This is a genomic window from Caballeronia pedi (assembly GCF_001544915.2).
Classification (GTDB): Bacteria; Pseudomonadota; Gammaproteobacteria; order Burkholderiales; family Burkholderiaceae; genus Caballeronia; species Caballeronia pedi.
The window spans coordinates 116,613-140,557 of record NZ_FCOE02000002.1; the positions used below are offsets into that span (position 1 = coordinate 116,613).

A 23,945-nucleotide genomic window follows, 5' to 3' on the forward strand; every position below is an offset into this window, starting at 1 on the left:
TTTGGAGTCTAAAGATTGCCAGACCTCAGCCGATAAGACGCTCACGCAAACGAGTCTTCGGCTACTGGCAACTATGCACGGCACCTACAACTTCTGGCTGGTCGCGGCATCGCTGGTCGTCGCGACGCTCGCTTCCTTTACCGCGCTCGATATTTCGGGGCGGATCGCGATGCTCGCGCATTCGCGCACGCGGCACATCTGGCTGGCTGGCGGCGCGGCGTCGATGGGCATCGGCATCTGGTCGATGCATTTCATCGGCGTGCTCGCCTTCGAGCTGCCGATTCCGCTCGGTTACGACTTCAAGATCACCGCCGGGTCGCTCGGCATCGCGGTGCTGGTGTCGTTCTTCGCGCTCCATGTCATCACCAGCAAGCGGCTGACGGCGCGAAGGCTCGTCGCGAGCAGCGTGCTGATGGGCGCGGGCATCGCGGCGATGCACTATACCGGCGACGCCGCGATGCGCATGCAGCCCGCGATCCAGTACGATCCGCGCCTTTTCGCCGCCTCGATCGCGATTGCCGTGGTGGCGTCGGGCGCGGCGTTGTGGATCGCGCATACGCTGTCGGACGCGAAGCAGATGAACGTGCTCGCGAAGCGCCTGGTGTCGGCGCTGGTGATGGGCATTGCGATCACCGGCATGCACTACACCGGCAACGCGGCGGCGAACTTCCTGCCGGGTTCGATCTGCGGCGCGGCGAACGACGTCGACGCGAACTGGCTCGCCACCACCGTCGTGCTTTTCACGCTGGCGATCCTGATCATCACGCTCGTGCTGTCGCGCTTCGATGCGCGCACCGCGTTGCTGGCCGGTTCGGTCTCGCGACTGAACGGCCAGATCGTGCGGATGGCGACGTTCGACACGCTCACGGACCTGCCGAACCGCCGCACGATGAACGAGCGCATCGAGCGCGCGATCATCAACGCGAAGCGCAGCGACAGCCGCTTTGCGATCCTCTTCATGGACCTCGACGGCTTCAAGACCATCAACGATTCGCTCGGCCATACGGTCGGCGACGAAGTGCTGAAGGCGTTTGCGCGACGTCTCCAAGAATGCGTGCGCGGCGGCGATACGGTGGCGCGTCTGGGCGGCGATGAGTTCGTCGTGATGCTGGAAAACCTGCATGCGCCGACCGATGCGCAGACCCTGGCCGAGCGCATCCTCGACGCGATGAAAAAGGGTTTGCTCGTGAGCAATCATCCGTTGCAGGTGATGCCGAGCATCGGCATTGCGCTGTATCCGCAGGACGGCGACAGCGTCGAGTCGCTGCTCAAGCACGCCGACGTCGCGATGTACGAGGCGAAGCGCGGCGGGCGCAGCACGTACCGCTTCTTCGAGGCGAGCATGAACGAGGCGGCGGTGCGGACCTTGCAGATTCAACAGGCGCTGCACGAGGCGCTGAACGGCGGCCATTTCTATCTGCTGTTCCAGCCGAAGTTTCGCGGCAAGAGCGGCGAACTTGCGGGCGCGGAGGCGCTGATCCGGCTGGACCATCCGGACATCGGCACGCTGACGCCGCTCGAATTCATTCCGATTGCGGAACGTTCAGGGCAGATCGTGCCGATCGGTTACTGGGTCGTGCGCGAGACGTGCCGGCATCTCGCGCGCTGGCGTGCAGAGGGGCGGCCGCCGGTGAAGGTGGCGATCAATCTGTCGCCGCGGCAGATGAACGAGGCGGATCTGGTCGCGAACATTCTCGAGATCGTGCACGAGGAAGGCGTGCCGAGCGTGCAGATCATGTTCGAGATCACCGAGACGGTGGCGATGCAGGACGCGCCGCGCACCATCGAGATGATTCGCGCGTTTCAGGAGAATGGCTTCGAGATCGCGATCGACGATTTCGGCACGGGCTATTCGAGTCTCGCGTATTTGCAGCGCTTTCGTGCGAAGCAGTTGAAGATCGACCGGTTCTTCACGAACGGGCTCGATGAGAACGGGCAGGAAGGGCGGGCGATCGTGTCGGCGATCATCGCGCTCGCGCATTCGCTCGATATGGACGTGGTCGCGGAAGGGGTGGAGACGGGTTCGCAGCTCGACCGGCTGCAGGACATGATGTGCGATGAGATGCAGGGGTTCTTGCTGGCGGTGCCTTTGTCGGCGGATGCGTTCGGGGTGATGCTGGAGCGGGGGGAGGTGAGTGCGTGAGGGGCTGGGCGCAGCCCTCGCACCCAAGACTCAATCCATCGCCGCATGCGGGACGGCTTCATCCGCGGCCGCCTTGCGCGCGGGCCGGATCAGCAGCAACAGCGGCACCACCAGCAAGGTCGCCACGAACATCAGCTTGAAGTCGTTGAGATACGCGATCATCGATGCCTGCTGCGTGATGGTCTGATTCAGCATCGCCATGTCCTGCATCGAGCCGCTCGACAGCACCGACTGCATCGCCGGATTGAACGGCGTCACCTGCGCGGCGAGGTCCGCGTGCGCGACCTGCGTGTTGCGCGTCATCAGCGTCTGCACGATCGAAATGCCGATACTGCTGCCGATATTGCGCATGAGGCTATAGGTGGCGGTGCCGTCGGCGCGCAGTTCGGGCGTGAGCGTGGAAAACGTCAGCGCCGACAGCGGCACGAACACGAGTCCTAGCCCGAAGCCCTGAATCACGCCCGGCCACACGATGTCCGATGCCGACAGCACGATCGTGTAATGCATCATCTGCCAGAGCGCGAGCGCCGAAATCAGAAACCCCGACAGCAACAGCAAACGCGCGTCGATGTGCTTCAGGAGCCGTCCGGCGACGAGCATCGCGATCATCGTGCCCGCGCCGCTCGGCGCCGTGACGAGGCCCGTCGTCGCGACCGGATAGTTCATCAGGTTCTGCAGCATCGGCGGCAGGAGCGCGCGCGTCGCGTACATCACCGCGCCGATCACGAAGATGAAACACGTGCCCGTCGCGAAGTTGCGATCCTTCAGCAACTGGTATTTGAAGAACGAACGCTGGCCCGCCGTGGCCGTATGCGCGATGAAAAACACGAACGCGAGCGCCGCGAGCAGCGCCTCGATACGGATTTCCATCGAGCCGAACCAGTCGAGCTGCTCGCCGCGATCGAGCATCGCCTGGAACGCGCCGATCGCGAGGCCGAGCGTCGCGAAGCCGAAGGCGTCGAATTTCACGGCGCGCCGCGCGGCCTGCGCGGGCAGAAAGGTCGACACGCCGAATAGCGCAAACGCGCCGATCGGCACGTTGATGAAAAATACCCAGCGCCAGTTGTAGCTGTCGGTGAGCCAGCCGCCGAGCGTCGGACCGAGAATCGGCCCGACCATCACGCCCATGCCCCAGACGGCCATCGCCTGGCCCTGTTTCTCGCGCGGGTTGATGTCGAGCAGGATCGATTGCGACAGCGGCACGAGCGACGCCCCGAAAATACCCTGCAACAGCCGCGACCCGACGATCTGCGTGAGTGTCTCCGACAGCCCGCACAACGCCGACGCCACCGTGAAGCCCGCGATCGATATGCACAGCAGCCGCTTCACGCTCAGCCGGTCGGAGAGCCAGCCGGTGAGGGGCGTCGCGATCGCCGCCGCGACGATATACGAAGTGAGCACCCACGTGATTTCGTCCTGCGACGCCGACAGGCTGCCCTGCATATGCGGCAGCGCCACGTTCGCGATGGTGCTGTCGAGCGTCTGGATCAGCGTCGCGAGCATGATCGCGATGGTCAGCATGCCGCGGTTCAGGGGCGCCGCGGCGCTTTCCGTGGAGACTTCGGAGGACATGGACTGGGCCGCGGGGCGGCGGCTTTTGTAAGTAGGGTGATGATAAGCAGGCTTATTATACGTTGCATTTCGGCCGATGAACGGCTGCACGCGTCGAAAGCCGTTACCTATAATCGCGCGATGGAAACCCAACTCGACAAACGCTTCGGCTTTCTGGTCGCGGACGTGGATCGCCTGTGCGGCAACCGGTTCGACGTACTGGCGAAGTCATCGCTCAATCTCACGCGCGCGCAGTGCCGCGTGCTCGCGTATCTCTCGCATTACGGCGAGGTGAATCAGGCGCGGCTCGCGGGGCTGCTCGAAGTCGCGCCGATTTCCGCCGGACGGCTGCTCGACCGGATGGAAGAGGGCGGCTGGATCGAGCGCCGCCTGAATCCCGACGACCGCCGCGAACGCCAGGTGCGCATGACCGCGAAGGCGGAAAAGGCGCTCGACCGCGCGCGCCGCGTCGGCGACGAGATCACGTCGGAGGCGCTCGCCGGTTTCAGCCGCCAGGAAAGCGAACAGTTGATCGCGCTGCTGCAACGCGTGCGCGGCAATCTGAGCCGCATCGTCGACCGGTGACGGGGCGCGAAATCGATCGCTGCCGGTTCTGGCGCGCCATGCTAACGTGCCGCCCGTGGATCGCGGATTGCTGACGCGATCCTTGCAAGCGTCGTTGTCTACTGTCGCAATTCATCCATCCGGAGAAGATCGATCATGAACAAACGCACACCGTTGGCCGTCATCGCCATGTCCGTCGCCGCGCTCGTCGCGATGCCTCTCGCGCAGGCGCAGGACACGGCGGCCTCCACGCCGAAGCAGGTCAAACAAGCCGAACGCAAGGCGGCGCGCGCGAAGAAGAACGCCGAATTGAAGGAACTGGAGAAGAACGGCTACAACCCGGCCGGCGAGCAGACCAACTATCCGCAGAATCTGCAGAACGCGCAGGCGAAGGTCAACGCGCAGAAGGCGGGCAAGCCGGCGCCGGCTTCGGCGCCGTAACGGACGCCGAGCTCGTTTCGCGTCTTTAATCGAGCTGATACGACAACGTCGCGTTGATCCGCGGACTGCGCGACGTACTCTCGACCGGCGCATCGCCCACCGCCTTCGCGACCGACAGATCGATGCTGTAATGCTTCGCATCGGACACGCGAAAGCCGATCCCCACCGACGACAATCTGCCCGGATTCGGCGTGCCGCCATGCAGGAACACGCGCGCGGCGTCGACCATCACATACGGCGTGAACGTTTTCAGATACGTCATGCCGATGTCGATCTTCCGGTTCACGTCGAACGACGCGCCCCAGCCCGAATCCCCGGACGCCTCGCCCGGCTGATAGCCGAGCGCGAAGCGCTGCGCGCCGAATGAGATCTGCTCGGACGTGGGCAGCGTATCGGGCGAATACTGTCCCGTGACCGATACGAGCGTGCCGATCTTCCACGGCCACTCGTTGCTTTGCGTGTAGGTCGCGCCGGTGCGCACGAACGTCAGCGAAACCGGATTGACCGGCGCGTAGCCCGCGATATTCGTCTGCGCGCTCTTCGATGCACCGAGCACGTCGAACGCCTTCGCCACGTTCACGCTCGCACGCCGCACGACGCCCGCGCCGATACCGGTGTAATCGAGCTGAAGCTGCGCGACGCGCACCTGCGAACGCTGCGACAGAAACGGATTGCCCGCGACGATGGTGTTCTTCAGCCGATCCTCGTCGTGCGACGCATACACCGTCGCCGTGCCGATCAGACTGCGCGCGTTGCTCAGCATGAATGGATAGACGCCGGAGAACGCGAGCTTGTCGTTCACGACCGTGCGTTCGATATACGACGGCAGGCCCGGATTGTCGACGGGATGACCGCGATAGTGCGAGGCATCGACCTTGGCGGTGAAGCCGTCCGTACCGACGGGCAAGGCGCCGTTCAACGCGTAATAGGTCTGATCGTCGCGGCCTTTTGGCAGGAGCGCTGCCGCCGTCAGCGCTTCGCCGAGCCCGAGCACGCCGTTTTCGGTCGCGCTCAGAATGCCCTGCACGCCCGGATGATTGAAGTCGATGCCCGTGCTGAAGTTGAACGGGTTGCGCTCGACATCGAGTTCGAGCGCGGTCGCGCCATCGGTGTTCTGCGGCGGCGCGACGTTCGCGCGGGTCGTCACGCCCGGAATCATGCCGAGCACGTTGATATAGCGCTCGAAATTCGCCTGCGTGAGCGGACGGTCCGCTTGCAGGCGTTCCGCGACCGCGCGAATGCGCTGCTGCGCCGCGCCCGCGTTGCCTTTCACGACGACCCGCGCAATATAGCCTTCGACGACCGTCACGCGCACGACGCCGTCCTGAAACGTCTGCGCCGGCACGAACGCGAACGACAGCGCATAGCCGCGTTCCTTGTAGAGCGCGGTGACGCCGTTCGCGGCCTCGATCAACTGGCCGATGGTCACGTCGCGGCCGACGAACGGCGCAAAGCGCGCGGCGATTCGATCGAAGGGCAGCGCCTTCACGCCTTCGATCTCGATCTTGCCGGGCGTGAGATGGCGCGCGAGCAGCGCATCGAGCGCGGGCGCGGGCGGCGCGACGCTCACCGAAACGGGCGGCCTGGGCGGCGCGTTGACTTGCGGCAGGGCGTCGAGCGGATTGCCGCCGAGGTTGGCGCGCGGCGCGGGCGGCGTTTGCGCCTGCGCGTGATGCGATGACATGGGCGCCGCAAGCGCGGCAAACATGAGCGCCCGTGTCCAGTCACGGATCTTCATTGTGATGCCCTCGTAGGGTTGCGAGAACGTCGTCGCGTTCTCGTCGCTTGTGTGCTGATGGTTTCAGTGAGGAGCGGGCGCGCCTGGCGAACTCGCTCCTCCAGTTTCCGCGTACGATGCCTAGCGCCGCGTGCCTCCCAACACGCCGCCGACGATCGAGCCCACCGCGCCCAGCAATCCGCCGCCGTTCGCGCCGCCCGTGGAGTTGCCGGTGGTGTTGCCCGTCGTGCTCGACAGACCCGCGCCCGCGCCGGCGCCCGCCGTCGTCGTCGAGCCCTGATTGGTCGCGACGGTCACGCCGACCGCGCCCGTGATCGACGTCACTGTGCCGAGCACGGAGCCCGCGCCGCCGGGCGAACCCGTCGTTCCGCCCGGCGCGCCGGTCAATGCGCCGACGACGCCGGTGACGGGCGCAAGCACGCCGCCCGTGCCCGTGCCGCTGGCCGCGCCCGTCAACCCGTTCACGATGCCCGTGACAGGCGCAAGCACGCCACTCGCGCCCGCGCCGCCCGCCGCGCCCGTCAACCCGCCCAGCAAACCTGTCACCGGCGCAAGCGGACTCGCGCCCGGCGTGCCGTGCACCAGCCCGCCCGCCGATGCCACCGTCTGCCCCGTCGTCGAAACCAGATTCCCGGCGCCCGCCGTCACCCGATTGCCGCCCGTCGCCGTGATGCTCTTGCCGGCGTTGTCGAGCGTGCCGCCGAGCGTCGTCAGCAGGTTGTCGACCGGCGTGCCGAGTCCGGTCGCCGCGCCCACGGTTTGCGTCGTCGAACCGGCGAGCGAGGTGATCGGCGTGATCGCCTGGCTGACTGTCTGCGTGAGCTGCTGCACGGGCGCGCTCGTGAGCGTCTGATCGAGCACGCCGCCCGTCTGCGTAACGGCGTTGCCCGCAATGCCGACGATGCCGCCGACCGGCGCCGTGACCGGCGCGAGCGGCGACAGCGCCCCACTGCCGAGACTGGACACGAGCGTGCCCGCGCCCGACACCGTCGTCCCGGTCTGCTCGACGACGCCGCCGAGACTCGACACCGTCGTGCCCACCGGATTCGTGCTCGTGCCGATGGCGCCGAGCCCGGCCGACACGCCATCGCCGAGCGTGGACACCGCCGCGCCCGCGTTCGATACGACAGCGCCAGCGGCCTTCGTGGTGTCCGTGCCGACGCCGGGCGCGGTCGTCGAGCCGATGACCGTGCCGACGCCCGATACTGTGTCGCCGACCGCGGACACCACGTTGCCCGTCTTGTCCGCGACGGCCGCGACCGGCTGGACAGTCGCGCTGCCCGTTCCGCCACCCGATCCGCCGCCGCCGGTCCCCCCGCCACCGCCACTGCCGCCGCCACCGGTGCTGCCGGTGTTGGTCCCCGAACCGCCGCCCGACCCCGAACCTCCACCCGATCCCGATCCGCCGCCGCTTCCCGATCCGCCGCCCGCGCTGCTGCCGTCGCCGGTCGAGATCGTGCCCGAGCCGCTGCCGCTCGCGCCGGCCGACTTGCTCATCGTCCCCGATCCGCCGCATGCCGCGAGCGCGAGCAGGCTGGCGACCGCAGCCGCGACGATGGTTTTGCGCATGACTTCGCGTTCGATGTTCTTCGTATTCATTTCGCCCTCGATGTTTCGTATTGAACGAACCGCGAGCGAATAACTGCATTAGGTGTGCCATCGCACGGACCGCGAACGATTGCGATGCTTGCGCACTACCGTTCGTTCCGATGCATCAAGGACTTGCGCCGAAAACGTATGAGTCGTACAGCACGCGGCAACGGCGCGTCGTAACGTTACGCACGCTGGGCGGCGTTACGCCGCGACGGGTTACGCGAAAAGCCCATGCTGGCTTGCAGGCAGGAAATTCGTGCTCCGGCGATCGCGTGAATCAGTTGCATTTACTGATATTTCGAATACGCCTGCCAAAAAGCAGCATCGATTAAGCGCCCTGCTCAAACAATCGGTCAGACAATAATTGATTTTGAGATAGGCTTGCGTTATAAATCGGCTAACGAATACCTCTTCCACGATGAACCGCCAGAGAGGGCGCGATCGACAGAGACGAGGCGAAAGATAAATCAAAGTTGGTATACCGGACCGACGCGCCGTTTCGGGCGAGGCGTAAGCACGCGCCTTTCCGTCAGGTGTGCGGATGGTATAAGCGGCCAGAGAATTAGAACCCATCCGAGGGCAACAAAATGAACGCAAACATTCTTCGATTCTTTCGCGACCGCCGCGGGATAACTGCCATCGAATATGGACTGATTGCCGGTGTATTGGCACTGGGCATCATGACGGCGGTCGGCGATGTCGCCACTCAACTGAAAAGCACGTTTCAGGCAATCAAGACAGAACTCGCGAAAACCGCGACCTGAGCGGCAATCGGCTTTTGCCGTTATTCGGCGCGGCCGACTGATCCGGTAAGTCCTTGATATTCGCGCCGTCGGTGACGGCGCGAGGATTTTTGTCGCCGCGCGATTATCGATTGAAAATCCGGATTAACGCGGATGACGGTTTTCGCCTTGCCTGCCGATTTGCTTTTATATGCTTTCCATTGAATCCGCGTCATTTATCGGCTGGGCGCTCGCCGTCGCTTTATTCGACTGGCGGCGCAGGCTCATTCCTAATGCGTTCATTATCGCGGGCACGCTGTGCGCACTGGCGTTCGCCGCGCTACGGATTTCTCCTTTCGATACGGCCATCGGCGCTGCGCTGATCGGGCTCGTGGCGGGCTTCGTCGCGCTCATGCCGTTCTACGTGCTCGGCATGATGGGCGCCGCCGACGTCAAGGTGTTCGCCGTGCTCGGCGTGTGGTGCGGACCGCGCGCGCTCGTCGGCATCTGGGTGGCGGCGAGTCTCGCGGCGTTCGTGCATGCGCTCGTGCTGCTCGCGCGCCGCCACGCCGCGTTCGCATTGCGCGATCTGCCCGACGCGGCCTCGCTCGACGAACGCAGACGCAGCAGCACGCCCTATGGCGCGTTGCTGTCGCTGGCCGCGCTCGGCCATCTGGTGCTCCACACGTTCGGAGCGCGCGCATGACGCGCCGGCGAAGCCGACACAGGCAGCGCGGCAACATGGCGATCGAGTTCGCCATCGTGTTTCCGCTCTTTTTCGTCGTGCTGTACGCGATCGTCACGTACAGCCTGATCTTCGTCGCGCAGCAGTCGCTGACGCTCGCGGCCGAAGAGGGCGCGCGCGCCGCGCTGCGCTTTCAGGCCAACGCGGTGAGCGTCGACGACGCCCTCGCGCGCCGCGCCGCCGCCGCCTGCGACACCGCAAACGGCCTGACCAACTGGCTGGCGGGCATCGCGCAATGCACCGCGACGCCCGCGCCGTGTGCGTATGACGCGACGCTGCGCTGCATCGAGGTCACGCTCGACTACGGCTACGCGCAACGGCCGCTCGTGCCGACGCTGCCGCTCTTCGGTCTGGCGCTGCCCGACGCGCTCGTCGCCCGCGCGATGGTTCAACTCGATCCGGACAACGTGCTATGAGCGCGCGCGTCCGCATCCACTTCTCCTGACGCCATGGCCAATCTGACCCGCACGCTCGCCATCCTGCTGTTCACGCTCGCGCTCGTTCTCGGGGTCTTCGCGGTGATGCTCGCGCGCGAGCCCGCGCCGGCTCCCGAGCGCGATCACGCGCCTGCGCACACCTCGGCGATGGTGACGCCGCAGCGCCTCGCGCCAGTCGTCGTCGCCGCGCGCGATCTGCCAGCGGGCCAGCCGCTCGATGCCGCCGCGCTCACCGTGCGCATGCAGGCGGAGCCTGCGCCGGGCGCGTTCAGCGACACCGCCGCACTGATCGGCCGCGTGCCGCTGGCGGCCATCAAAACCGGTACGCCCCTGACCGCCGACGCCCTGTCGAGCGGTCTCGCCGATGTCGTCGCGCCGGGCGAGCGCGCGGTGGCCGTGCGCATCGACGAGACCAACGCGGTCGGCAATTTCGCGCGCCCGGGCGACGCCGTCGACGTGTTCTTCACGTTGAAGCGCGAAGGCGGCGCGGCGAGCGGCGATGCGGAAATCTCGACCACGCAGGCGCGTCTGCTGTTATCGAAGGTGCGCGTGCTGAGCATCGGCGATGCGACGCTCGGCTCCGGCGCGGCCACAGCAAAAAGCACCAATCCGGGCAGCCCGCGCACGGCGGTGCTCGCGATCCGCACCGCCGATGTCGACGCGCTCACGCTCGCGGAAAGCGCGGGCCGCCTCGTGCTCGCGCTGCGCAATTCCGCCGATGACGAAACCCCGCCGCCCCAGACATTCGCGCCGCTCCATGCTGCGGCGTCCACGGACGGCGGCGCGGCGCGCGCGGCGGCGGGCATTTCGCTCGGCACGCTCGCGGGCGCACGCACGGCGGTGCGTCCCGTAGAGCGAACACGCAGCGCGCGCGCACCGGCGGGCGATGAAATCGAAGTGATCCGCGGCGGGCGCGCGGAACGCGTCGCGTATTGAATCAGACGGGAACCAGACGGCAAGCCAGCATGACGACAACAAGAAAACGATGGAAAACGGCGGCGCTCGCCGCATGCGTGGCGGCAGCGCTCGCGGCCAATGTGTACGCGGCCTCGCGCGATGCACCGCGCAGCGAGTCGCCGCTCTCCGATGCCAGCGTCATCGCCCTGTCGACGGGTGCGCAAAAGCCGCTCGCGCGCGGCCGGACGATTTCGCGCGTCGCGGTTGGCGATCCGGCCGTAGCCGATGTGAACGTGCTGAAGGGCGGCGGCGTGCTGCTCGTCGGCAAATCGGCGGGCACGACGAATCTGCTGCTATGGGAACGCGGCCGCGATTCGCCGCTGTCCTACACGGTCGAGGTCGCGGCGAGCGCGAGCGCCGCACTCGCCGACGCCGCTGCGCCGCAAGTGCGCGTGCTCGGCCAGACCGCCGTGCTCACCGGCACGACGCCGACGATGGAAAAGCATCAGCGCGCGGTGGCGGCGGCGCGCGCGTCGGTGGGCAAGGACGGCGCGCTCGTCGATGCATCGGCGGTGGCGACGAAAAGCGTCGTCCAGGTCGATGTCAAGGTGGTCGAGTTCAGCAAGACCGTGCTCAAGCAGGCGGGCTTCAACCTCTTCTCGCAGAACCACGCGGGCTTCGCGTTCGGCACCTTCGCGCCGAGCGCGCTCACGAGCGTCACGGGCGGCGCGACCAATCCGCTGTCCGTCACGGCGACGTCGCCGATCGGCTCCGCGTTCAACCTGCTGCTCAACTCGACCTCGCGCGGCCTGTTCGCGAATCTGAGTCTGCTCGAAGGCAACAACCTCGCGCGCGTGCTCGCGCAGCCGACGCTCGTCGCGCTGTCGGGCCAGAGCGCGAGCTTCCTCGCGGGCGGCGAGATTCCGGTGCCGGTGCCGCAATCGCTCGGCACCACGACGATCGTCTACAAGCCCTACGGCATCGGCCTCTCGCTGACGCCGACGGTGCTCGGGCCCGAGCGCATCGCGCTGAAGGTCGCGCCCGAGGCGAGCCAGCTCGACTTCGCGCACGCGATCACCATCGACGGCGTCTCGGTGCCCGCGCTCACCACGCGGCGCGCGGAAACGGCGGTCGAACTCGGCGACGGCGAGAGCTTCGTGATCGGCGGACTGGTCGATCGCGAGACCGCGTCGAACGTCAACAAGGTGCCGCTGCTCGGCGATCTGCCGATCATCGGCGCGTTCTTCAAGACCTTGCAGTACTCGCAGCAGGATCGCGAACTGGTGATCATCGTGACGCCGCATCTGGTCGCGCCGATCGCGAAGAACGCCGCATTGCCGTCCACGCCCGGTCAGCAATCCGAACAGCGCGACGGCCCGGTGTGGCGGACCTTCGTCGGCGGGGCGCTGTCTCCCGACGCCGCGCCGGGGTTTTCTCAATGACGCCGATGCGCTTTCTCTGCGCGAGCGCCGACGCCGCGCGCCACGACTGGCTGCAACGCGCGCTCGCGGGCGCGGGCGCGGTCGAACCTGCGCCGTGCGAGGCCGCCGCGCTCGTCGCGCAGATCGGCGAACGCGCGCCTGCGCTCGTGTTCGTCGATTTCAGCGCGAGCACGACCGGAAACACCCAGGCGAGCGTGCTTGCGCAAGCGGCCCGCGACGCGTTTCCCGAGGTGCCGATCGTCGCGCTCGGCACGCTCGCGACGCCCGCGCCGGCGCTCGCGGCATTGCGCGCGGGGGTGCGCGATTTCGCCGATGTCACCGGCCCGAGCGCCGATGTCGTCGCGATCGTGCAGCGCCTCGTCAATGAGCGTCCTCCTCAGCGCAACGAACCGGCGAGCCGTCAGGGCAAGCTGACCGTGCTGCTCGGCGCACGCATCGGCGTGGGCGTGAGCACGCTCGCGGCGAATCTCGCGGTGAGTCTGCAAAAACGCGGCGTGCAGACGGGCCGCACCACGGCGCTGCTCGATCTCGGCCTGCCCGCCGCCGACAGCGCGCTTCTGCTCGACACGCGCAGCGAACTGCACTTCGTCGATGCCGTGCGCAACCTGCGCCGCTTCGACGACACCTTCGTGAACACCGCGTTCGCGCGTCACGCGAGCGGCCTTGCACTCACCACGCTGCCCGCCGATCTCGCCGAGATGCGCGCGATCTCGTTCGCGTCGGCGGTCAGCACGCTGAACCGCCTGCGCGCGTACTTCGATCATCAGATCGTCGATCTGGGCGGCTTCTCGAATGCCGAATTCATCGCGCAGGCGTTGCAGGCCGCGGATGAAGCTTGGCTCGTCTGCGATCCGAATGTCGCGTCGGTCGTGTCGGCGATGTCGCTCTTCGACACCTTGCGTCCGGACGACGAAGGCGCGCCGCCCGCGTCGCTCGGACTCGTCGTGAACAAGTTCGACGCGGCGCTCAACTTCGGCGCGGATCAGATGGCCGAGCGGCTGAACCTGCCGCTCGTCGCCGTGCTGCCGGCGCGCGCGCAGGCGCTGGGCCGCGCGGTGAATCAGGGACGTCTGCTCGCCGATTGCGCCGGGCGCGACCCCTACGTGCGCGCGCTCGCGCCGCTGGTCGCGCGGCTGATGCACATGCACGGCGACCTTCACGAAGAAGCGTCGCGCGCGCGACCGACGGCCCGCGCCGCGCTGAACGTGGCGCATTTCCTTCCCAACTTTCTCAGACGGTCATAGACGATGGCTCAGGACTTCAGCAAGGACATCGCGTTCGCGAACGATCTGGCCGAAGACGCCACCGCGTTCGCCCATTCGCAGCAGTTTCAGGACGTGGCGACGGCGGCGCACGAGCATCTGCTGACGCGCATCGAGGAACTGGGCGCCGAGTTCGGCCGATGGTCGCGGCAGGCGATCCAGCAATTCGTCGATCTGGAAATGGACAGCTTCGTGCGTTTGCGCCGCGTGCCGTTGAACGAGAGCGAGGTGCGTCTGGTCGCGGCGGCGCTGACGAAGGAACTCGCGGGTTTCGGTCCGCTGGAAGACCTGCTCGCCGATGCCGCCGTCGAAGACATCCTCATCAACGGTTATAGCGACGTGTACGTGTCGCGTCACGGCATGCTCGAAAAGATTCCGGTGCGTTTCGCGGATAACGCGCATCTGCTGCGTATCGTGCGGCGGATTCTCGCGCCTATCGGCAGGCGTCTGGATGAATCGAATCCGATGGTCGATGCGCGTTTGCCCGATGGCGGTCGCGTGAATGTGGTGATCGAGCCGCTTTCGATCGATGGCCCGGTCGTATCGATCCGCAAGTTTCGTCGCGATCCGTTGCGTCCCGACGATCTGCTCGCCAACGGCACCTTCAATCAGGACATCGCTTCGTTGCTGCAGGCCGCAGTGGACGCGCGTTGCAACGTACTCGTGTCCGGCGGGACGAGTTCGGGCAAGACATCGCTACTGAACGCGCTCGCGTTCTTCATTCCGAAGCACGAACGTGTCGTGACGATCGAGGACACCGCGGAACTGTCGCTGAATCATCCGCATGTCGTGCGTCTGGAAAGCAGACCCGGCGGCTTCGACGGCGCGGGCGTCGTGTCGATCCGCGACCTGTTGCGCAACACGTTGCGGATGCGGCCGGACCGCATCATCGTCGGCGAAGTACGCGGTGGCGAAGTGCTCGAAATGCTTCAGGCGATGAACACCGGCCACGACGGTTCGATGGGCACCGTGCACGCCAGCTCGCCGCGCGAGTGTCTCTACCGGCTCGAAATGCTCGCGGGTTTTGCGGGCTTTCAGGGCACCGAAGCGAGCTTGAGAAGACAGATCGCCAACGCGATCGACTTCATCGTGCAGATCGGGCGGCTTTCGAACGGACGCCGCCGCATTCTTTCCGTCACCGAAGTCACCGGACTCTCCGACAACATCATCGCGATGCAGGAGCTGTATCGCTACGAACCTGCCGTCGATGCGAACGGCGACGAAGCAGACCGCTGGAGCTGGCTCGGCATTCATCCGAGTTCGCCGAAGCTCGCGAAATTCCGGCAGGCGCTCGGCGTCGCGCTGTCGGACGGCTTCGGTCAGTCCGGGCGATTCGGCGGCGGCTTCGGCGGAGGCTTCAATGGTTAGAGCCGTCGCGCTCATCGCGATGCTCGCGCTGCTGTGCGCGGCGGCGGCGCTCTTGCTGTGGCGTCGCGGCACGAACACGCGCGAGCGTGCGCTGACCGGGCGCTTCGTCGACCGGCAGGTGCAGACGCCGCGGCCCCAACCGGTCACGCGGCCCGCTGCCAACGCGACGACGCCAAAAGGCGACATCGCGCACGCGCGCGCCGCGTTCGCGAATCTGATGAATCGCGCGGGGATCGAACGTCCGCGCGCGCTCGCGGGCACGACCATGACCATCGCCGCGAGCGGCGCGGTCTGGGCCGAGATGAGCGCCGGGCCGGTGATCGGCGCGATCGTCGCCGCGCTCGTGCTCGCCGCCGTCTACGCGTGGCTGACGTGGCGCGCGCAGAAACGCCAGCAGCGCATCGTGCGGCAACTGCCGCCGTTTCTCGATGGCATCGTGCGCATGATCGTCATCGGCCATAGCGTGCCGGCCGCGTTCCAGGCCGCGCTTGCCAGCGCCGAAGCGCCGCTCTCCGAATGCCTCGGCCGCGCGCTGCCGATGCTGCGCACCGGCGTGGAAATCGATCACGCGCTCGGCGCGGTTGCGCGCATGTATCGCGTGCGCGAGCTGGAACTCGTCGGCTCGGTGCTGCGCGTATCGGTGAAATACGGCGGCCGCTCCGACGTGATGCTCGACCGCATGGCGGCGATGATGCGCGATCTGGAGCAGGCGAGCCGCGAACTCGTTGCGCTGTCGACGGAGACGCGCCTCTCGTCATGGGTGCTCGGCCTGCTGCCGATCCTGCTCGGCGCGATGGTGATCGTCACCAACCCCGAATATTTCGATGCGATGTGGAGCGACGCGCTCGGCAAGCGCCTCGTCTATGTCGCCGTCGCGCTGCAGATGCTCGGCGCGTGGTTGCTCTACCGGCTCGCGAGGCTCAGGACATGACCATCACGCCCGCCTTGCTCGGCGCGTTCGCGCTCGCCTCCGCCGCGCTCGCGGCCGGTCTGTGCGGCGTGCTCGCGCTCAGCCGCCATGCGCGCATGCGCCGCTCGGCGCGCACGCTCGATCACGCGTTGAAGGAGCGCGCGCCGGCCGCGCCCGCGCCGGCTGCCGCGCAGCGTCACGGCCTGCTCGCGGCGATCGGCCGCGCGAGCGCCGCGTGGCTCGATACGCCGTTCGGGCGCGTGGCCGTCGCCGAGGAAGATCGGCGTCTGCTCGAACGCTGCGGCTATCTCGACGCCCACGCGCGCGGGCGCTTTCTCGCGGCGCGCGTCGCGGGCGCGCTCGCCGCGCCGCTCGCCTGGCTCGCGCTCGGTCACGGCGCGGCGCACGGCGCGCGTTTCATGCTGCTGATGTTCATCGCGCTGTCGGCGGGCTTCATGGCGCCGAAGTGGTTCGTGCGGCGCCGCGCACTGGCGCGTCAGCGCGCGGTCAGCGCCGAATTGCCGATGTTCGTCGACTTGCTGCGCCTGTTGCAGGGTGTCGGCCTGTCGCTCGATCAGAGCCTGCAGGTGATGATCCAGGACTTCGGCAACGTGCTCCCGGTCATGTCGATGGAACTCGCGCTCGCGCAGGGCCAGTTCGCCACCGGCCGCACCCGCGAGCAGTCGATGAAGCGCCTCTCGACGAGCTACGACAACGAGGATCTCGCCGCGATCGTGCGCCTCATCGTTCAGGTCGAGAAGCACGGCGGCGCGGTGCAGGAACCGCTCAGGCAATTCGGCGACCGATTGCGCGAAACGCGCCGCGCGATGCTGCGCGAGCGCATCGGCAAACTCACCGTGAAGATGACGGGCGTGATGGTCATCACGCTGCTGCCCGCGCTGTTGATCATCACGGCGGGGCCGGGCTTCATCGCGGTGGTGCGTTCGCTGTCCACGCTACATCGATAGAGGCATGCTCATGATTCGTTCATTCGTTCCGACCTTGCTGTGCGCCGCGCTCGCCGCCTGCGCGACGAAGCAGGAAAACGGCTATGGCGTCGGCATTCAGGCCGAACGTCAGGCTGCGCTCGATCAGGCGCAACAAAAGGACGCCGCGCCCGACACGCCGGGCATGTATCTCGCGCTCATCGACCGCATGCAGGCGCAAGGGCTCTGGTTTGCGTCGCTCGCGCATATCGACGCCTACGAACAGCAATACGGCGAATCGCCCGACACGATTCTGCTGCGCGCCGACGCGCTGCGTCAGACCGGCCAGCCGGGCGCGAGCGCGGCCGCGTATGCGCGTCTCGCCGACACGCCGCTCGCCGCGCGCGGCCTGCGCGGGCTCGGACTGCTCGCGGGCGAGGCGGGCGATTTCGCGGGCGCGGCGCAGCGCTTCGAGGCCGCATCGAAGCGCGCGCCGACCGATGCGCTCATGCTCTCCGACCTCGGCTACGCAAGGCTGCGCATGGGCGATGTCACCGGCGCGCGCGTGCCGCTCATGAAGGCCGCCGAACTCGCGCCGAACAACCCGAAGATCCTGAGCAACGTCGCGCTGTATCTGCTCGCGAGCGGGCAGGCGGCGAACGCGCAAGGTCTGATGACGCAACAGAAGTTTTCGGCGGACGTGCAGCAGTCGATTCGCGCCGATGCGAAGCGCGTCGGCGATGCGGCGCGGGCGAGTGTCGCGTCGCGTTGAAAAGGAGAGAAGGATGAAACGGATGCGGAACCTGATACTGTGGCTGGCACTGGGCGTATCGCAACACGCGGCGCTCGCGCAGAGTGCGAGCCAGATCGGCGACGCCACGCAAGCGTGGCTCACGCTGCAGGCGAGCAACGCGGCAGCCGCGCCCGCGCAGCCGATGCCCGGCGCGCAGGCGGGCGCGGCGTATGCGCGCTATCTGAAGTCGTTCGAGACGCCGATTCCGGCGCACTATGGTTCGTCGTTCGAAGACGCGGGGCGGCCGTCGCTCGACGTGAACTATCGCGATATGAACTGACGCTTCATGACGAGGCATCGGAACGGCATCGGATCACATCGACGCACGCAGCGCGGCGCGGCGGGCATGGTCGCGGCGATCTGGCTCGTCATCGCGATCGCGGCGCTCGGTGCGATCGATATCGGCAATCTCTTCTTCGCGCGACGCAGCCTGCAGAGCGTCGTCGATCTCGCGGCGAGCGCGGGCGCGCAGGTCGTCGATGCGGCTTGCGCGCGCGCACAGGCCGTCGCGAACGGCAGCGCGAAGAGCAACGGCTTCGATCCGTCGGCGACGGGCAACGGCCTCACGGTCACGTGCGGACGCTGGGACGCGCAGATGAACGCCGCGCCCGACTATTTCTCGACGAGCGGCACGCCCGCGAACGCCGTGAAAGTGACGGCCTCGCGCACGGTGCCGTATTTCTTTCTCGGGCCCGCGCGGCAGGTGACGGCGCGTGCGGTCGCCAAGTCGACGGGCGTCGGCTCCTTCTCGATCGGCACGACGCTCGCGAGCATCGGCGCGGGCACGGTCAATGATTTGCTCAACACGCTGCTCGGCACGAATCTCAACCTGACGCTCGTGTCGTATCAAGGTCTGGCCGATGCGCGCGTGCGCGTCGGCGATCTCGTCACGGCGGCGGGCGTCGGCAGCGTCGATCAACTGCTCGCGACGCAGCTCACCGCCGGGCAGATCGCAAGGCTCATGCTGAGCGCGCTGCAGACCACGTCGGTCGCGAACGCGAATCTTTCGACCGCGATCGGCGCGATGGGCGCGATCGTCAACGCGAACATTCCCGGCAATCAGACCATCTCGCTCGGCAGCATCAACGGCGCGCCGGGGCTGCTGGCGGTCGGGCTCGCCAACACGCAGAGCGCGCTCGACGCCACCATCAGCCCACTCGAAGCATTGTTCGTGACGGCGGAGATCGCGCAGGCGGGCAAGGCCGCCGCGAACGTCGGCGCGGGGCTGACGATTCCCGGCGTGACGTCGGCGGCGCTCAAGGTGCAGATCGTGCAGCCGCCGGTGCTCGCCATCGGCGAAGCGGGCAAGGACGCAAACGGCAACTGGCGCACGCAGGCGCGCACGGCGCAGGTGCGCGCGTTCGTCGATGTCAGCGTGCTGCCGTTGCCGTTGCCACCGGGTTTCGGCGGCGCGCAGCCGATGATTCATCTGCCGCTTTATATCGACGTCGCGCCCGGTTCCGCGTGGCTCGTTTCGACGCAATGCCGCGGCAACGCAGCGGCGCGGCGCTCGGTGATCGGCGTGCAGACGGGCATCGCGAACGTGTGTGTCGGCGATGCGCCCGCGAACATGGGCGCGTTCAGTTGCACACAGCCCGCGACGCTCGTGTACGTGCCGAACCTGCTGACCGTGAGCCTCGCCGCGAGCCTGCCGGCGACCATGCCCGCATCGGCGGCCACGACGCTTTCCTTCGATGGCGTCAGCGGCAATGGCGACGACTATCAGCCGGTACCGTCCGCGCCCGGCGCATCGCTCGCCAATGCGCTCTCCGGCCTCAAAACGAGTCTCTCCGCGCCGGGCGGCCTTTCGGTCACATCGCCGGTATTGCCGCCGCTCCTGCTCAGCACCGTTGCGCCGCTTTTGCTTGGCCTTCTGGTCCCCACGCTCGCGACCGTGCTCGCCGGCCTCGATCAGGTGCTGTTGCCGGTCCTGCAACTGCTCGGCGCGCAAGTGGGAACGAGCACGATTCACGACCTGTCGCTCACATGCGGCGAGTCGCAACTGGCCTATTGAAGACATGAGACAGAACACCAGAATCGACGGCCTCGATATTCACGTATGGGAGGGCAAGGCCGACATCGTCGAGCGCGTGGTGCGCGCGATGTCGGGACAGGACGTGGACGTGCTGCGCGCGGATGGCACCTCGATCAGCGCGCCGCGCGATGTCGCGCGTCCCGCGCTCGCGATCATCAGCGTGAGCGTGATCGATGGCGGCGCGTTCGTGCTGCGCGACTGGGAAGCGCGCCATTCGATGCCGGTCGTGTGGGTCGGCGCGGCGCCGCGCGAGCGCGATCCGTCGATGTTTCCGCCGGACTATTCGCACATCCTGCCGCTCGACTTCACCGGCGCGGAGTTGCGCGCGATGGTTGCGAAGCTCGCGCGGCAACTGCGCGCGCACGGCGAGGACGCGCAGGCATCGCATGCGTTGATCGCGCATGCCGAGTGCATGAAGGCGTTGCTGCACGAAGTCGACACCTTCGCCGATTGCGACACGAGCGTGCTCCTGCATGGCGAGACGGGCGTGGGCAAGGAACGCATCGCGCAACTGTTGCACGAGAAGCATGCGCGCTATGGCGATGGTCCGTTCGTGGCGGTGAACTGCGGCGCGATTCCCGATGGACTTTTCGAATCGCTGTTCTTCGGCCACGCGAAGGGCTCGTTCACGGGTGCGGTGCTCGCGCACAAAGGCTACTTCGAGCAGGCGAACGGCGGCACGCTCTTTCTCGATGAAATCGGCGATTTGCCGCTCTATCAGCAGGTGAAGCTCCTGCGCGTGCTGGAAGATCAGGCGGTGACGCGTATCGGCTCGGCCACGCCCGTGCGGCTCGAATTCCGCCTCATCGCGGCGAGCAACAAATGCCTGCCGCAACTCGTGAAGGACGGCGCGTTTCGCGCTGACCTGTATTACCGGCTCGCGGTGATCGAGCTTGCGATTCCGTCGCTGGAAGAGCGCGGCGCGCCCGACAAGATCGCGCTCTTCAAGACGTTCATCAGCGAGGTCATCGGACGCGACAGGCTCGATGCGCTGCCCGAGATGCCATACTGGCTCGCGGATGCCGTCGCCGATATCTATTTCCCCGGCAACGTGCGCGAACTGCGCAATCTGGCCGAGCGCGTCGGCGTGACGGTGCGGCAGCTCGGCGGATGGGACGAATCGCGCGTGAAGCGCCTGCTCGTGCTCGCGCGCAGCGCAAAAGCCGCGCCGGCGGATGGCGGATCGGACCTGCTGGTGGACCGCAGCAAGTGGGACATGACCGAGCGCAATCGCGTGATCGCGGCGCTCGACGCGAACGGCTGGCGAAGACAGGACTCGGCGCAACATCTCGGCATCAGCCGCAAGGTGCTGTGGGAGAAGATGCGCAAGTTTCAGATCTTCGATGAAGAGCCGGAGACACGGTCGATGTAGCGGAGGATGCGGGCATGCGCTGGCGTTCATGGCTATTGATTCTCGCGTTGTGCGACGCGCACGCGGCATCGCGCTACTACGCGCCGGTGACGTTCTATCCGCACGACGCGGTGCGCATCTCGCGGTTCGCATCGACGCCCGGCGCGATGCAGGTGCCCTACGGCGCGGGCGCGAAAGTGGAGGAAGGCGAGTTCTATATCGTCTCCAGTGCATCGTTCAAGCTGCTGACCGCGCAAGTGCAACGGGACGGCACGATCGCGCTCGCGCAGGCGAAGTGGACGCCCGAGCTTGCCGCGAGCCAGATCTGGACCGTGGATAAGGAAGGCAGCGGCTTTCGCCTCTATTCGAAGCTGTTCGGCCGCTACGTGACGCTCGGTGCGCGCGTCGGGCTGGAAGCGGCATCGGGCGAGGCGCGGCAGAACTGGAGCATCGAAGCCGATGCGAACGCGGTGACCATCGCGGCCACCGGCACGAAGACGGGACTCGCCATCGAGCATCATGCGCTGCGCGACGGCGCGTTCGTCGAAGTGAACGCGCAGGCCGGGCAATGGCGTCTGTACAAGGTCGGGAACGAGGCCGCCGATCATGCGTATCGCACACTGGACGCGAGCGCGCGCTCGACGTATGACAACGTTGCGAAGCGATATCACCTGAACGCGTTCGCGCCCGATGCGATCGAGGCCGACCGGCTCGGCGGCTTTCGCTGGACGGATTACCATCCGTCGGGGCTGTATGTGTCGAAGGGCGAGTCCGTCGTGATCGACGTGACGGGTCTAGCCGACGATGGCCCCGATGGCCTCGTCGTCATGGTCGGCAACAAGAATGGTTTCTACAAACGCCAGCCCGCGGGCGATCCGCAGATGATCCTCGCGACCGAAGGGCGCAATGCGTTCGTCGCATCGCGCGACGGCCTGCTCTACTTCGAATACCTCGATAGCGGCTTCAACGAACGGCCGCGTCGGTCGATCGACGTTTCGGTGCGCGAAGGCGGCAGGCCGGTGCCGTTTTACGTCGAAGGCGTGACGACATCCGTCGAATGGCGCGCGATGCTGCAACGCTATGCCGACGCGCCGCTCATCGAGATGGCCGGCCGGCGCACGATGTTCACCGTCGCGCGTTCGATGTACGACAAGGCGGGCGCGGCGGACCCGGCGATGTTGCTAGGTTATGTCGAGCGCATCATGGGTTACCACGACGAAGTATCCGGTCTCGATGGTTCGAGCGCGCTCGATATGCCGTCGCCGTTGCGCGTGCATTTCATGCAGGACGCGATCTCGACGCATGCTGAATTGCAGAGCGCGTACATGTATGCGACGTACTACATGATCGGCCTGCCGATGAACAGCGCGGCGGAAACCCTGCTCAAGGTTCCGAAGGCCGATCAATGGGGCGTATGGCATGAACTCGGCCACATGTATCAGCAATGGGACTGGACTTGGCCGGGCGTCACCGAAACCACGGTGAACATCTATTCGCTGCATGCGCTGCAACGTCTCGGCGCGCCGATGATGTCGCCGCTGCTGCAGGTCGTCGATGCGCGCGGCAGGAAGAATCGGCTGGAGCTTGCGGGACAGTATCTCGCGCAGCCGTCACGCAATTTTCTCGACGATGCTTCGTTTCCGGTGCCGTCCGAGGCGCTCTGGATCAGGCTGGTGATGTACGAGCAGTTGCGTCGCGCGCTCGGGGATGGGTTCTATGCGCGGCTGCACAAGCTGTATCGGCGGCAGCCGTTGACGGAAGGCGAAGGCGGGGACCGCAACGAGGTTCAGACGTTCGTGTTGCGTGCCTGCATGGCGGCGAATCTCGATCTGACGGATTTCTTCTCGCGATGGGGATTGCCGGTGGATGCGGCCACGCGTGCGGCTGTGGGGAGGGCGAGGTTGAAGGCGCCGGAGGGGGATTTGACGAGGGTGCGGATTTGATTGATTGCTCGCAACCCGGATAAACCATCGAAAAAAACGCCGACGCAACCACGCATCGGCGAAATCCTGGCTTTACGAGGGCTGCCAGAAGCACTTCACTCCTTCAATCAAGCCGCATCAGCCAGCCTGATATCCCGTCGCGCCGGCCCGCGCCGCGCCATCGCGCTGGCAAGCCGAGCACCGGGCACGTTGTCGATGCCGAACGTCGGCCGAGCCAGAAAGAATCCCTGCGCGAGCACATGCGGCCATTGCGCGATCCATTGCGCCTGCGCGGCCGTCTCCACGCCTTCGACGACGATCGCCACTTTCAACCGCGTCAGCAGCGCCAACACCGACGAAAACACGATGCGCGCGTTTGGACAACGCGGCGCTTCGGACAGCAGTTCCTTCGCGATCTTCACCGTCCCGAAGTCAATCGGCCCGAGCGCGGCGAGACACGAGTATCCCGTGCCGAAATCGTCCATCGCGACGCTCACGCCCTTGTTCTTCAGTCGCCGCACGATCTTCGGCATCGTCGGCATGCGCGTGAGATCCTCGCTCTCCAGCAATTCGAGCTGGATGCAATCCGGCGCGACGCCGTGTTCCCGACAAATCGATTCCAGCCGCTCGGTAAAGCCCGGCAATGCCGCGACCGATGGCGGCACGTTCACCGCCACCGCATAATGTGCGCCGCCGCGCGCGCGCCAGGCCGCGATCTCGGACGCAACCGCGTTCAGCACGAACCACGTGAGTTCGCGCATGATCTCGGCGTCCTTGAACGCCTCGCAGAATGCGCCTGGCAACATGACGCCGTACTCCGGATGACGCCAGCGAATCAGCGCTTCCATTTGAGTCAGCTCGCCGCTGTCGACTCGGTAGATTCCCTGATAGGCGATGCAGAACTCTCCGGCCGCGAGGCCATTGAGCACGCGGTGCCTGAATGCATGAGTCGAGTTCGGCGCGACGTTCGCGACAGGCGAGCCGTGTGTCGTTCTTTTCATGCTGTAACCATCCGCTCCAGTTGGTCGTGCTAGCGGTCGCACGAGTCGTGCCAGACGCGCTTCGCATACGCAACGAAGCGCGCGCTACGGCAGCGAACCCGCAG

General features: G+C 66.6%; 21 protein-coding genes. 17 read left to right on the plus strand and 4 right to left on the minus strand.

Going from position 1 to position 23,945, the window contains the following annotated elements:
* Window positions 1-73 precede the first annotated feature (73 nt).
* Window positions 74-2,143, plus strand: a complete 2,070-nt coding sequence (locus AWB80_RS03200; RefSeq protein ID WP_061173199.1) for a putative bifunctional diguanylate cyclase/phosphodiesterase — start codon at window positions 74-76, stop codon at window positions 2,141-2,143.
* Window positions 2,144-2,173: 30 nt separating this feature from the next.
* Here AWB80_RS03200 and AWB80_RS03205 read toward each other — a convergent pair whose 3' ends face one another.
* On the minus strand, window positions 2,174-3,715 hold the full coding sequence (locus tag AWB80_RS03205) for a DHA2 family efflux MFS transporter permease subunit (protein ID WP_061173200.1): 1,542 nt from the start codon (window positions 3,713-3,715) through the stop codon (window positions 2,174-2,176).
* A 120-nt stretch (window positions 3,716-3,835) separates the two neighbouring features.
* Here AWB80_RS03205 and AWB80_RS03210 point away from each other — a divergent pair, with 120 nt between their 5' ends.
* Both AWB80_RS03210 and AWB80_RS03215 read left to right on the plus strand, forming a co-directional pair.
* Window positions 3,836-4,279: a MarR family winged helix-turn-helix transcriptional regulator gene (locus AWB80_RS03210; protein ID WP_061122936.1), complete on the plus strand. Its 444-nt coding sequence runs from the start codon at window positions 3,836-3,838 to the stop codon at window positions 4,277-4,279.
* 135 nt (window positions 4,280-4,414) lie between these two features.
* A complete protein-coding gene (locus AWB80_RS03215) occupies window positions 4,415-4,699 on the plus strand; it encodes a DUF4148 domain-containing protein (protein ID WP_061173201.1) in 285 nt (94 codons plus the stop codon).
* A 25-nt stretch (window positions 4,700-4,724) separates the two neighbouring features.
* Here AWB80_RS03215 and AWB80_RS03220 read toward each other — a convergent pair whose 3' ends face one another.
* Together AWB80_RS03220 and AWB80_RS03225 are read right to left on the minus strand one after the other, a co-directional pair.
* Complete coding sequence (locus tag AWB80_RS03220; protein ID WP_061173202.1) at window positions 4,725-6,437, minus strand: ShlB/FhaC/HecB family hemolysin secretion/activation protein; 1,713 nt, start codon at window positions 6,435-6,437, stop codon at window positions 4,725-4,727.
* A 120-nt stretch (window positions 6,438-6,557) separates the two neighbouring features.
* A complete protein-coding gene (locus AWB80_RS03225) occupies window positions 6,558-8,036 on the minus strand; it encodes a collagen-like triple helix repeat-containing protein (RefSeq protein ID WP_061173203.1) in 1,479 nt (492 codons plus the stop codon).
* A 581-nt stretch (window positions 8,037-8,617) separates the two neighbouring features.
* On the opposite strand from AWB80_RS03225, the gene AWB80_RS03230 reads away from it, so the two are divergent.
* The 14 genes from AWB80_RS03230 to AWB80_RS03295 all read left to right on the plus strand — a co-directional run bounded on the left by AWB80_RS03230 (window position 8,618) and on the right by AWB80_RS03295 (window position 22,861).
* Entirely contained in the window at window positions 8,618-8,794 is a 177-nt protein-coding gene (locus tag AWB80_RS03230; protein ID WP_061173204.1) for a Flp family type IVb pilin, read from the plus strand.
* Between the two features lie 169 nt (window positions 8,795-8,963).
* The gene (locus tag AWB80_RS03235) at window positions 8,964-9,458 is read left to right on the plus strand and encodes an A24 family peptidase (protein WP_061173205.1); all 495 of its coding nucleotides are present in this window, start codon (window positions 8,964-8,966) and stop codon (window positions 9,456-9,458) included.
* Window positions 9,455-9,913 carry a TadE/TadG family type IV pilus assembly protein gene (locus AWB80_RS03240; protein WP_061173206.1) on the plus strand — a complete coding sequence of 153 codons (459 nt, stop codon included), beginning with the start codon at window positions 9,455-9,457 and terminating at the stop codon, window positions 9,911-9,913. Before AWB80_RS03235 ends, AWB80_RS03240 begins: the two co-directional genes overlap by 4 nt.
* A 33-nt stretch (window positions 9,914-9,946) precedes the next feature.
* Entirely contained in the window at window positions 9,947-10,870 is a 924-nt protein-coding gene (cpaB, locus tag AWB80_RS03245; protein ID WP_061173207.1) for a Flp pilus assembly protein CpaB, read from the plus strand.
* A gap of 29 nt (window positions 10,871-10,899) precedes the next feature.
* Window positions 10,900-12,273 (plus strand): type II and III secretion system protein family protein, encoded by a 1,374-nt coding sequence (locus tag AWB80_RS03250; protein WP_087130939.1) that lies wholly within the window; start codon window positions 10,900-10,902, stop codon window positions 12,271-12,273.
* The gene (locus tag AWB80_RS03255; RefSeq protein WP_061173208.1) at window positions 12,270-13,517 is read left to right on the plus strand and encodes a fimbrial protein; all 1,248 of its coding nucleotides are present in this window, start codon (window positions 12,270-12,272) and stop codon (window positions 13,515-13,517) included. Before AWB80_RS03250 ends, AWB80_RS03255 begins: the two co-directional genes overlap by 4 nt.
* Window positions 13,518-13,520: 3 nt before the next feature.
* Window positions 13,521-14,903: a TadA family conjugal transfer-associated ATPase gene (locus tag AWB80_RS03260; protein ID WP_061173209.1), complete on the plus strand. Its 1,383-nt coding sequence runs from the start codon at window positions 13,521-13,523 to the stop codon at window positions 14,901-14,903.
* Entirely contained in the window at window positions 14,896-15,834 is a 939-nt protein-coding gene (locus AWB80_RS03265; RefSeq protein ID WP_061173210.1) for a type II secretion system F family protein, read from the plus strand. Before AWB80_RS03260 ends, AWB80_RS03265 begins: the two co-directional genes overlap by 8 nt.
* Entirely contained in the window at window positions 15,831-16,781 is a 951-nt protein-coding gene (locus AWB80_RS03270) for a type II secretion system F family protein (RefSeq protein WP_061173211.1), read from the plus strand. The genes AWB80_RS03265 and AWB80_RS03270 overlap by 4 nt, the downstream gene beginning before the upstream one ends.
* A 4-nt stretch (window positions 16,782-16,785) precedes the next feature.
* A complete protein-coding gene (locus AWB80_RS03275; protein WP_087130941.1) occupies window positions 16,786-17,511 on the plus strand; it encodes a tetratricopeptide repeat protein in 726 nt (241 codons plus the stop codon).
* A 22-nt stretch (window positions 17,512-17,533) separates the two neighbouring features.
* Window positions 17,534-17,812 carry a DUF3613 domain-containing protein gene (locus AWB80_RS03280; RefSeq protein WP_061173212.1) on the plus strand — a complete coding sequence of 93 codons (279 nt, stop codon included), beginning with the start codon at window positions 17,534-17,536 and terminating at the stop codon, window positions 17,810-17,812.
* Between the two features lie 6 nt (window positions 17,813-17,818).
* Complete coding sequence (locus tag AWB80_RS03285; RefSeq protein WP_061173213.1) at window positions 17,819-19,546, plus strand: TadG family pilus assembly protein; 1,728 nt, start codon at window positions 17,819-17,821, stop codon at window positions 19,544-19,546.
* Window positions 19,547-19,550: 4 nt separating this feature from the next.
* The gene (locus AWB80_RS03290) at window positions 19,551-20,939 is read left to right on the plus strand and encodes a sigma 54-interacting transcriptional regulator (protein WP_061173214.1); all 1,389 of its coding nucleotides are present in this window, start codon (window positions 19,551-19,553) and stop codon (window positions 20,937-20,939) included.
* A 14-nt stretch (window positions 20,940-20,953) separates the two neighbouring features.
* The gene (locus AWB80_RS03295) at window positions 20,954-22,861 is read left to right on the plus strand and encodes a M60 family metallopeptidase (RefSeq protein ID WP_061173215.1); all 1,908 of its coding nucleotides are present in this window, start codon (window positions 20,954-20,956) and stop codon (window positions 22,859-22,861) included.
* 107 nt (window positions 22,862-22,968) lie between these two features.
* Here the strand turns inward: AWB80_RS03295 and AWB80_RS03300 are convergent, their stop codons facing one another.
* Entirely contained in the window at window positions 22,969-23,841 is an 873-nt protein-coding gene (locus AWB80_RS03300; protein WP_061173216.1) for an EAL domain-containing protein, read from the minus strand.
* Between the last annotated feature and the right edge of the window lie 104 nt (window positions 23,842-23,945).

Coding starts and splice junctions, on each gene's coding strand:
- AWB80_RS03230 (WP_061173204.1), top strand. CDS start 8,618: ATGAACGCAAACATTCTTCGATTCTTTCGCGACCGCCGCGGGATAACT.
- AWB80_RS03255 (WP_061173208.1), top strand. CDS start 12,270: ATGACGCCGATGCGCTTTCTCTGCGCGAGCGCCGACGCCGCGCGCCAC.
- AWB80_RS03270 (WP_061173211.1), top strand. CDS start 15,831: ATGACCATCACGCCCGCCTTGCTCGGCGCGTTCGCGCTCGCCTCCGCC.
- AWB80_RS03260 (WP_061173209.1), top strand. CDS start 13,521: ATGGCTCAGGACTTCAGCAAGGACATCGCGTTCGCGAACGATCTGGCC.
- AWB80_RS03215 (WP_061173201.1), top strand. CDS start 4,415: ATGAACAAACGCACACCGTTGGCCGTCATCGCCATGTCCGTCGCCGCG.
- AWB80_RS03210 (WP_061122936.1), top strand. CDS start 3,836: ATGGAAACCCAACTCGACAAACGCTTCGGCTTTCTGGTCGCGGACGTG.
- AWB80_RS03200 (WP_061173199.1), top strand. CDS start 74: ATGCACGGCACCTACAACTTCTGGCTGGTCGCGGCATCGCTGGTCGTC.
- AWB80_RS03285 (WP_061173213.1), top strand. CDS start 17,819: ATGACGAGGCATCGGAACGGCATCGGATCACATCGACGCACGCAGCGC.
- AWB80_RS03225 (WP_061173203.1), bottom strand. CDS start 8,036: ATGAATACGAAGAACATCGAACGCGAAGTCATGCGCAAAACCATCGTC.
- AWB80_RS03280 (WP_061173212.1), top strand. CDS start 17,534: ATGCGGAACCTGATACTGTGGCTGGCACTGGGCGTATCGCAACACGCG.
- AWB80_RS03265 (WP_061173210.1), top strand. CDS start 14,896: ATGGTTAGAGCCGTCGCGCTCATCGCGATGCTCGCGCTGCTGTGCGCG.
- AWB80_RS03220 (WP_061173202.1), bottom strand. CDS start 6,437: ATGAAGATCCGTGACTGGACACGGGCGCTCATGTTTGCCGCGCTTGCG.
- AWB80_RS03240 (WP_061173206.1), top strand. CDS start 9,455: ATGACGCGCCGGCGAAGCCGACACAGGCAGCGCGGCAACATGGCGATC.
- AWB80_RS03295 (WP_061173215.1), top strand. CDS start 20,954: ATGCGCTGGCGTTCATGGCTATTGATTCTCGCGTTGTGCGACGCGCAC.
- AWB80_RS03290 (WP_061173214.1), top strand. CDS start 19,551: ATGAGACAGAACACCAGAATCGACGGCCTCGATATTCACGTATGGGAG.
- AWB80_RS03275 (WP_087130941.1), top strand. CDS start 16,786: ATGCTCATGATTCGTTCATTCGTTCCGACCTTGCTGTGCGCCGCGCTC.
- AWB80_RS03205 (WP_061173200.1), bottom strand. CDS start 3,715: ATGTCCTCCGAAGTCTCCACGGAAAGCGCCGCGGCGCCCCTGAACCGC.
- cpaB (WP_061173207.1), top strand. CDS start 9,947: ATGGCCAATCTGACCCGCACGCTCGCCATCCTGCTGTTCACGCTCGCG.
- AWB80_RS03300 (WP_061173216.1), bottom strand. CDS start 23,841: ATGAAAAGAACGACACACGGCTCGCCTGTCGCGAACGTCGCGCCGAAC.
- AWB80_RS03250 (WP_087130939.1), top strand. CDS start 10,900: ATGACGACAACAAGAAAACGATGGAAAACGGCGGCGCTCGCCGCATGC.
- AWB80_RS03235 (WP_061173205.1), top strand. CDS start 8,964: ATGCTTTCCATTGAATCCGCGTCATTTATCGGCTGGGCGCTCGCCGTC.